General features: G+C 39.3%; 3 protein-coding genes. 2 read left to right on the top strand and 1 reads right to left on the bottom strand.

The annotated features are described in order from the left end of the window. On the top strand, window positions 1-5,019 hold a 5,019-nt coding region (locus tag ACFIK8_RS08540; protein ID WP_375669195.1), incomplete at its 5' end, for a Vomp family autotransporter. Between the two features lie 463 nt (window positions 5,020-5,482). Then, window positions 5,483-5,638, top strand: coding sequence for a hypothetical protein (locus tag ACFIK8_RS08535; protein ID WP_375669194.1), 156 nt, complete (start codon window positions 5,483-5,485; stop codon window positions 5,636-5,638). A gap of 252 nt (window positions 5,639-5,890) precedes the next feature. On the opposite strand, the gene ACFIK8_RS08530 is transcribed toward ACFIK8_RS08535, so the two are convergent. After that, on the bottom strand, window positions 5,891-6,040 hold the full coding sequence (locus tag ACFIK8_RS08530) for a hypothetical protein (RefSeq protein ID WP_375669196.1): 150 nt from the start codon (window positions 6,038-6,040) through the stop codon (window positions 5,891-5,893). Window positions 6,041-6,635 lie beyond the last annotated feature (595 nt).

Here is a 6,635-nt window from a genome sequence, read left to right as displayed (position 1 = left end):
AGCAAGATTACGTCTCTTGCCGCAGGAGATATTACGAAAGATTCCACAGATGCCGTTAATGGCTCACAGCTTCATACCTTGGGCACAGGGGTTGCTACGTCTTTAGGCGGTGGCGCCAAGTATGAGAATGGTGCATGGACTGCTCCTACATTCACGGTTAAATCGGTTAAGGATGATGGTACTGAAGAAGAGAAGAAGTATACTACTGTTGCAGAAGCTTTTGCTGATGTTGGTACATCTTTCACGAATATTAAAAACGATATTACCAATGTAAAAGGTGATAGTCTTGTTAAGTGGAATGAAGAGAAGAAACTGATCAAGATTGGTGGCGAAAAAGATGGTACGACAATCACTCTTGCAGATAAGGATAGTAAGGCTCGAACTCTCTCTGGTGTGAAGGATGCAGAAAAGAGCGACGAAGCGGTTAATAAAGCCCAACTTGATAGAAATGTAGATACACTTACGAATGAAATTAATGACGTGCGTTCAGTAGCCGTTTTCTACGATACGGAAGAAGATACAACGGAAGAGGTCGGTACACTTACCAGATCAACACCTAAAGTTAATAAGAATAGTGTGACTTTTGGTGATCCCAAAACAGGCACTGTTGGATTGCATAATGTTGCCGCTGGTAAGATAGCCAAGGATTCACATGATGCTGTAAATGGTGATCAGCTTCATTCACTAGGCAATAACGGTGCTACCTATTTTGGTGGTGGTGCAACATTTGCAGATGGTGCTTTGACAGCTCCGACTTATAAGATCTCAAATGTTGCTGAAGATGGTAAGGCAACAGAAAAGCCCTACAACGATGTTGGTTCAGCTTTTGCTGGTCTTGATACGAGTGTCAAGAATGTGAATACGCATCTAACGAATGTAGAAAATAAGTTTACCCAAAAGATCGATGATATTTCGAAAGAAGTTCAAGGTGATGCTTTGTTGTGGAATGATAAAGTCCATGCCTTTGTAGCGACGCATGGAGCAGGTGAAGCAAAAGCTAACAGCAAGCTTACGTCACTTTTAGATGGAGCAATTAATGATAGCTCAACGGATGCCGTGACGGGTAACCAGCTTCATAAATTGGGTACAGGGGTTGCAAAATCTTTGGGTGGTAACGCTAGCTATGCAGAAGGAAAGTGGAGTGCTCCTACATTCACGGTTAAGAGCGTGAAAGAAGATGGGAAAACAGAAGATAAAGACTATCATGATGTAGCAACAGCTTTTGCTGGAGTTGGTACCTCTTTCTCAAATGTGAATAATTCTATTACGAATATTAAAAAAGAGGTTACCAAAGAGATTGCGGATGCAAAAAGTGATTCATTGAACTGGAGTAAAACTGCTAATGCCTTTGTAGCGCAGCATGAAAAGAAGGAAAAAGACAACGAGGGCAAAGTTGTAGTAACACAAGAAAACAGCAAGATAACGTCTCTTGCAGCTGGAGCTATCAATGAAACTTCAACAGACGCTGTTAATGGTAGTCAGCTTTATTCGCTTGGCAGCGAGGTTGCTAAGTATTTTGGCGGTGGCGCTGGATATGCGAATGGCACATGGACCGCTCCAAGTTTTGTAGTTAGTAAATTTGATGCGGAAGGTAAAGCTACTGAAGAGAAGTATGATGATGTAGCCGCTGCTTTTGCAGGTGTTAGCAGTTCTATTACGAACATTCATAATGAAGTTAACAAGGAGATTAACAAAGTTGTAGGAGATAGCCTTGTTAAGCAGGATAAAGATGCTGATCCTATTACCATTGGTAAGGAAACAGATGGCACTGTAATCAATGTTGCAAACAAAAGCGGTGTGAAACGGGTTATTTCTGGCGTAGATGATGCGAAAGATAACAATGATGCCGTTAACAAAGGCCAGCTTGAGAAAGGTTTAACGGATCTTTCCAACAGTCTTCAGTCTGATGAATCAGCAGTTGTTCATTACGATAAACAAAAGGATGATAAAATTGATTATGCGAATGTCACCTTTGGTGGTAAAGATAAGACAGCTGTAGGTCTCCATAATGTTGCTGCTGGTAAGATTGCCAAGGATTCACGTGATGCAATTACAGGTGGTCAGATTAATACAATCTCTCAGGAAGTTGCCAAGTTTTTAGGTGGTAGTGCGACATTTGCAGATGGTGCTTTTACAGCTCCGACTTATAAGATCTCAAATATTGCTGAAGATGGTACGGCAACAGAAAAGTCATACAACGATGTTGGTTCAGCTTTTGCTGGTCTTGATACGAATTTCAAGAATGTGAATACGCATTTGACGAATGTTGTCAATGAATTCACTGAAAAAGTAACGAATATTACGCAAGAAGTTCAAGGTGATGCTTTGTTGTGGAACAAGGATCAGGGGGCGTTTGTAGCGCAGCATGAAAAGAAGGAAGAAAAAGAAGACGGCAAAGTTGTGGTGACACAAGAAAACAGCAAGATTACGTCCCTTGCAGCAGGAGCTATCAGTGAAACTTCAACAGACGCCGTTAATGGCTCACAGCTTCATACCTTGGGCACTGTGGTTGCTAAGTCTTTAGGCGGTAATGCTAAATATGAGAATGGTGCATGGACCGCTCCTACGTTCACGGTTAAGACTGTTAAGGCTGATGGTAGTGATGTTGAAGAAAACAGCTATGAGAGTGTAGCAGAAGCCTTTGCTGGAGTTGGTACTTCTTTCACGAACATTCACAATGAGATTAACAAGGAGATTGACAAAGTAGTAGGCGATAGCCTTGTTAAGCAAGATGCAGAAACAAAGGTTATTCAGATTGGTGGAGAGAAAGAGGGCACAGCAATCACGGTTGCAAACAGTAAAGGCGATGTCCGTAGTATCTCTGGTGTGAAGGCAGGCAACCTTTCAGAAGGATCGACAGAAGCGGTGAATGGTTCCCAGCTTTATTCTTTGAATACTACGCTTGCGAAGTATTTTGGTGGTAATGCTAAATATGAGAATGGTGCATGGGTTGCTCCTACATTCAAGGTTAAGACCGTCAATGAGGATGGTACTAAAGTTGAAGATAAGGACTATAGTACTGTAGCGGAAGCCTTTGCGGGAGTTGGTGCTTCTTTCACGAACATTCACAATGAGATTAACAAGGAGATTGACAAAGTAGTAGGCGATAGCCTTGTTAAGCAAGATGCAGAAACAAAGGTTATTCAGATTGGTGGAGAGAAAGAGGGCACAGCAATCACGGTTGCAAACAGTAAAGGCGATGTCCGTAGTATCTCTGGTGTGAAGGCAGGCAACCTTTCAGAAGGATCGACAGAAGCGGTGAATGGTTCCCAGCTTTATTCTTTGAATACTACGCTTGCGAAGTATTTTGGTGGTAATGCTGCATTTAAAGATGGTGCTTTAACCGCTCCGACTTATAAGATCTCAAATATTGCTGAAGATGGTACGGCAACAGAAAAGTCATACAACGATGTTGGTTCAGCTTTTGCTGGTCTTGATATGAATTTCAAGAATGTGAATACGCATTTGACGAATGTTGTCAATGAATTCACTGAAAAAGTAACGAACATTACGCAAGAAGTTCAAGGTGATGCTTTGTTGTGGAACAAGGATCAGGGGGCGTTTGTAGCGCAGCATGGAGAAGGAGATGCGAAAGCTAACAGCAAGATTACGTCCCTTCAGGCTGGCAAGATTACAGCAGATTCAACGGACGCTGTTAATGGATCTCAGATTTATTCTATAAGTGATACATTTGCGAAGTATTTAGATGGTGGCGCTGGATATGATAATGAAGGCAAATGGATTGCTCCTACTTTCAAAGTTACGACATTTAATGATGATGGAAGTCCTGCAGAGCAGGAGTATAAGAGTGTAGCGGCTGCCTTTGCTGGTGTAAGCAGTTCATTCACGAAGCTTCATAATGAGATATCAGACAATATTGAGCAGAATGCGTTGTTGTGGAGTGATGAAGAGAGTGCCTTTGTAGCGCTTCATGGTAAGGAAGATGCAAGAAGCAAGAGCAAACTGAAGTCCCTTTTAGATGGTGATATCTCAGAAGGTTCGACGGAAGCGATCACGGGCAACCAGCTTTATTTGATGAGCAATCAGCTTTCTGCCTATTTTGGTGGTGGAGCTGGCTATAAGGCTGGTGAGTGGACAGCACCTACTTTCAATGTTGCGCAATTCAATTCTGATGGAAGTTCATCAGAGAAGAAGAGCTATCATGATGTAGCGGGTGCTTTTGATGGCGTCAGCGAAAGTATGTCGAGTATCAACGAGCGTATTAAAGAGGTTTCTGATAATAGAGATACGAATAGTTTGAATTGGAATGAAGATAAAGGATCGTATGACGCTAGTCATAAAGGGGCATCGAGTAAGATTACGAATGTAGCGGGTGGTAAGATAGAAGAAGGTTCGCAAGAAGTTGTGAACGGTGGCCAGCTCTGGACAGTGAATGAGAAGGTAAAAGAGGTTGAGAACAAGGTAGATACGATTGATCAGCAGGTAAAAGATATCACGACAGCAGTAACGGATGGAGCTGTTAACTATGACAAAGATGCGGATGGCAAAAAGACCAATAGCATTACGTTAGCAGGTGGGAATGAAAGTGATCCGGTCTTGATAGATAATGTAGCGGATGGCAAAATTGAAGAAGGCTCTAAGCAAGCAGTTAATGGTGGTCAGTTACATGATTACACAGAACAGCAGATGAAGACGGTCCTTGAAGATGCGAAAAAGTATACGGATGATCAAGTGAACGGTCTTGTCAATAATGGCGTTAACGAGGCAAAATCCTATACAGATATGAAGTTTGAGACGTTAAATTATGCTATTGAGGATGTTCGCAAGGAAGCAAGACAAGCAGCAGCTGTTGGTTTAGCGGCAGCTGGTTTACGCTATAGTGATATTCCTGGAAAATTAACACTCGCATTTGGTAGTGGTGTATGGCGCAGTCAATCCGCGTTTGCTGTTGGGGCTGGTTATACTTCAGAGAACGGTGATATTGGTTCCAACTTGTCAATTACCACTTCTGGAGGTCACTGGGGTATAAGTGCTGGATTTAGGATAATACTGAATTAACAATAGAAAATTCGAAATAAATTTTCCTTCTCTTATCAAATGCATTACATGTGGCATTTTAAGAGAAGGAAAGTTATTCTCATCATAAATGAATAGCAATAGAAGATAAGGGGTTTATTTCGAATAAAAATGTATTTTTTATTATGAAATTTTATGTGAAAAAATCATTTATCATCTCCAAAAGGAATTATTTGAGTAATCGATATTTATTTTTGAGAGAGGTTTTTCCTTATAAGAGAAATATATATAATAATAATATTATCAATGAATGCAGCATTATTTTTATGACAAGATAGGCGGCATGTTATTTTACATAATTCTACTGCTGATAAGATTATTATTGGATTGTATAATGCCATAAAAGATGATCAATTACATGACAGTGAGCAGCAGATTAAGACAGTTTTTGATGATGCAAAAAAATATATAGATAAATGGTTTTCTGAATCCATAGGATAATGCGATGAGTAATGTTGTGAATGATGCAAAATCTTACACGGATACAAAATTTGAAGCATTAAGATATGATATGAAGACAGTTCAGAAAGAAGCAAGACAGGCGGACTCTGTTGGTTTAGCAGTATCGAATTTAAGTTATATCGAATTTAAGTTATTTTGATATTCTTTGGTCTTTAAGTGTCTGTTTTGGTAATGGTTTATAGCGTAGTCGATCGGCTTTTGCCTTTGGAGCTGGTTATATGTCAGAAGATGGAAAGATCGCTCTAATCTATCCGCAATGAGTTCTGGCGGAGATTGGGGAAGAGGTGCTGGCTTAAGATTAACGCTGAATTTATGATAGTAAAGGATTATTTTAACAACATTTATTCTTATTTTATTGAAATAAGGTAATTTTTTTAAGACGCTACAGTATTTATCTAGAGATAAGCATAATATTTAATGCATATACAAGATCACCAAAAGCAGCTGAATTATCTCCTTTGCTCTGCGCATTCAAACCTACAGCAATAGAACTTAGAGCCTCGGCAGTAGCCGATGGACCAAAAGCAACAGATGAGGCTATAAACTTTGAGGTTTTATAGAAGCTTTTTCTATATTTTGTTGAAAAAAGATCACAGTAGAATCCATATTGCTAAAAAGTCATATTTTTATGTTGCTATTTTCTTGAACAGTCTATAGTGATGCGGGAATGTATATTAGTAAGACTCATTTTGATAAAATAACTTTCAAAGGGGGGAAAAGTAGTGCGTAAAGATAGAAGGTACATCACAAGACCGCGCATATATCATTATATGATACTTTAAAAAGAGAAAACCTAACTAAAAAGCCGATTATCCGAGGCAAGCTAGATTTCGAACATATTACAATCTTTTTTTACTTTACTTGTTATTAACAAAAAAATGCTTTTTAATAAAACTAAAGTCTATAATTAGGAAAACACATACTAAAACCTTTTTTTGAAAGATTTTATATTAACGACGACCAAGTAAAAAGTAAGATTAAATATGCAAGACCTCTTTTTAGTTAGGAAAAAACAGCACATTAAACCCCTTAGACTCTAAATGTGTTATTTTTATGTCCACAAAACATAATCAAAAAAACAAACATTTAGGTCTCAACACAGAAAGCACAAACAAAACAAGATTAAAGACTCAAAA

The organism is Bartonella sp. MR168JLCBS (assembly GCF_042194175.1).
Note: the sequence above shows the minus strand (reverse complement) of the source record. Positions and strands in the feature narration are given on the sequence as shown.